The sequence below is a fragment of the aff. Roholtiella sp. LEGE 12411 genome, from assembly GCF_015206995.1.
In the GTDB taxonomy this organism is placed as follows: Bacteria; Cyanobacteriota; Cyanobacteriia; order Cyanobacteriales; family Nostocaceae; genus Komarekiella.
On the sequence record NZ_JADEXR010000287.1, the window covers coordinates 1 to 2462 of the forward strand.

Annotated in this window: 3 protein-coding genes; 2 read left to right on the forward strand and 1 reads right to left on the reverse strand. The window is 43.5% G+C overall.

From position 1 onward, the window contains the following. Positions 1–43: 43 nt before the first annotated feature. Complete coding sequence (locus tag IQ246_RS29405) at positions 44–184, reverse strand: microviridin/marinostatin family tricyclic proteinase inhibitor (RefSeq protein WP_194006806.1); 141 nt, start codon at positions 182–184, stop codon at positions 44–46. Between the two features lie 489 nt (positions 185–673). On the opposite strand from IQ246_RS29405, the gene IQ246_RS29410 reads away from it, so the two are divergent. Then, positions 674–1228, forward strand: coding sequence for a GNAT family N-acetyltransferase (locus IQ246_RS29410; RefSeq protein ID WP_194006807.1), 555 nt, complete (start codon positions 674–676; stop codon positions 1226–1228). A gap of 154 nt (positions 1229–1382) precedes the next feature. Next, the gene (locus IQ246_RS29415; RefSeq protein ID WP_208492360.1) at positions 1383–2396 is read left to right on the forward strand and encodes a hypothetical protein; all 1014 of its coding nucleotides are present in this window, start codon (positions 1383–1385) and stop codon (positions 2394–2396) included. Positions 2397–2462: the final 66 nt, after the last annotated feature.

The window sequence follows — 2462 nt, forward strand, 5'->3', positions numbered from 1 at the left end:
GATAACCGCTACTCCCTTAATTTCAGATGAAGAACACTCTGATTTAATACTCTTCCCAATCGGAAGGATACTTGGCTGTTTGAGCCCATGGGGTATTATCTGACTGTGTAGATTGCTCTTCCAAGAATCGGGCGAAGAATGGTACTACTTTGACATCCGATGCTTTTACTGTGTTGGTAGACATGGTATTTTTTTTGAAGAAATACTTTTTAACCATTAATTTTATATCAGAGATTTCAGATGAACGCAAGGACAGTTAAGACACTTAAAAAAATTCGAGAAGACAGTTAAGACAGTTAAAAAAATATTTTATTAAATTGTCAAAAGAGAAAATTAATAAGATCATAGCTATAGCAATACTATTTGATTTTTGAAAATCAAAATCAGTTGCGACCCCCCTGTACTTCCCCCGATGCTTTGGGGGGGGCGGCGATCGCGGGGGGTAATTTTTTTCACAACTTTTCACAACTCCTGCAAGAATTGCTATAGATAAATAACTATAGGATTCCTATTTGATTTTTGAAAAAACTGCGTACACTTCTAACTCCCTTTTTCCCTATTCCCCATTCCCTATCCCCCATTCCCTGTCTCTACGAGTTAGTTCACGAATCAAATCGGATTACTTATTCTTAAATCTTCTGCCTCTAGCTTGAAAAAGGAAGTCCCTAAAAACATGGAACCTGTGGTAACGCAACGGTTGATTATACGTCGTCTAGCAGAGACAGATTTGCTTGATTTTATCGCATGTCGAACTCACCCTGATGTTTTACCCTGTATGCTTGAAGAACCGCCAATTACTGAGGAGATAGCACAGCGTTTTCTCGCTCACCAAGCAGTATTGGAGATTGGCGATGAACGCGGCTCTATCACCTTTGCCATTCACCATATAGACGATGCCAAAATGATTGGTGAGGTTAACATCCACCTCTTGCCAAAACAACAAAGTCACGGTGAAATCGGATGGTTACTTCATCCGGACTATCAAGGACGTGGTTATGCAACAGAAGCGGCACAAGTATTACTTACTTATGGCTTTGCACACCGCAAGTTACACCGAATCACCTCAATGTGCGACACACGTAACACAGCATCCATTCGGCTTATGGAACGTCTCGGTATGCGGCGTGAAGGACATCTCAAGCAAAGCAATTTTATGCAAGGCGCGTGGCAAGATGAGTACATCTACGCCTTGCTCAGCGACGAATGGCTTTTACGACAAACGGTTTAGGAGGTTTTATCATCCTCTCAGCGATATCTGTTTGCGTTTCGGTTTTGTAACTAATGAAATTTCAGCCTATCTCTCCACCGAAGCCCTCAGATTGTGGCATAATAAGCCGATCGCACACACTAGTTAGCCATCAATCGTGCAAGATACCGACTCTATGAACGACCTTGCTGCTGCTTTGCAACAGCCAGCAGACCTTACCTTTGAACTACCAGATCCAGAAGATGAACAGATTCCAGAGTCAGATTTTCAACAGCAACTTGATGTAGCTTGGCAAGTATGCGATCGCTTTGATTTGCAAACTGAAATCTGGCGAGGACGAATTTTACGCGCTATCCGCGACAGAGAGAAAAAAGGTGGTGACGGACGCGGTACTGGCTTTCTTCGATGGCTAAAAGAACGAGAAATCAGTAAAAGTCAGGCTTATGCTTGGATACAGTTAGCTAATAGTGCAGATACTCTCATAGAAGACGGTAAACTTGACCCAGAATCTGTCAACAACTTCAGCAAACGCGCCTTTATCGAAACATCCAAAGCAGTCCCAGAAGTTCAACAGATGGTGAGTGAAGCCGCACAAAAAGGCGATCGCATCACTAGGCGGGAAGTGCGCCAACTCACTGACGAATGGACAGCCATGTCCTCAGATTTACTACCTGAACCAGTCAAGTTAAAAGCAGCAGATAACACCCTTCCCTCGCGCTACATCGCCCCACTGGTAAAGGAAATGGAAAAACTGCCAGAATCCCATCAAAAATTTATCCAGAAGGAAATTGCTGCTAACCCTGATGTGGATACCCTCAAACAGGTAACTACAGAAGCGCGTAACTTAGCGAAATATCTCAAAGGAGCGGCTCAAGTTCAGGCGTTGACTCAGGAAGATGTTGATATCGAAACTGCTTTAGAAGAAGCTCAAAGAGTTGGTTGTTTAAGCATAGCTGCTGATTTGGTCAATCAAGCATCCCAGATAGAACAAACGATCGCTAAATTATACATGACTTGGAAACGCATCGGTAGCTTAGCAGATCGGTTGTATGTGGATACAGGTGCAAGTACGCCTAATTTGCGATCGCTCCTCAATTGCTTAGAACCTCTAGGCGGTGAAATCATGGAACTCCAACTTAGTGGCGCGACTGAACACACTGTACGTCTGCAAATCCAAGAAACGAATTAAATGAAAAACTGCATCCACAAGGGCATGGAGAATGGGGAATGGGGCATGGGGAATGGGGAATGGGGC

Coding starts and splice junctions, on each gene's coding strand:
- IQ246_RS29410 (WP_194006807.1), top strand. CDS start 674: ATGGAACCTGTGGTAACGCAACGGTTGATTATACGTCGTCTAGCAGAG.
- IQ246_RS29415 (WP_208492360.1), top strand. CDS start 1,383: ATGAACGACCTTGCTGCTGCTTTGCAACAGCCAGCAGACCTTACCTTT.
- IQ246_RS29405 (WP_194006806.1), bottom strand. CDS start 184: ATGTCTACCAACACAGTAAAAGCATCGGATGTCAAAGTAGTACCATTC.